1 protein-coding gene is annotated in these 298 nt (G+C 59.1%); it reads left to right on the forward strand.

Annotated elements, in window-relative coordinates:
- Nucleotides 1-293, forward strand: a 293-nt coding sequence (locus HMPREF2604_RS09265; RefSeq protein WP_141746457.1) for an integrase core domain-containing protein, incomplete at its 5' end; no start/stop codon positions are given.
- Between the last annotated feature and the right edge of the window lie 5 nt (nt 294-298).

A 298-nucleotide genomic window follows, 5' to 3' on the forward strand; every position in this document is an offset into this window, starting at 1 on the left:
CCAGCGAGAAGCTCTGGGAGGTCTGCCGCAACCTGGGCATCGCTCAGTCTGTGGGGCGCACTGGCGTGTGCTTCGATAACGCGATGGCCGAGTCGTTCTGGTCGACGCTAAAGACTGAATTCTATGACCGGCAGCGATGGCCTACCCGTGATGCTGCACGCAAGGCTGTTGCCTACTGGATTGAAGTCGTCTACAACCGTCGGCGCCGGCACTCTGCACTCGGAATGGTCAGCCCCGTCGACTTCGAGAACCACGCCGGCGCAATCAACAGCAGAAAAGAAATAGCTGCCTAACCACT

The organism is Corynebacterium sp. HMSC055A01, assembly GCF_001809405.1.
Lineage (GTDB): Bacteria > Actinomycetota > Actinomycetes > Mycobacteriales > Mycobacteriaceae > Corynebacterium > Corynebacterium hesseae.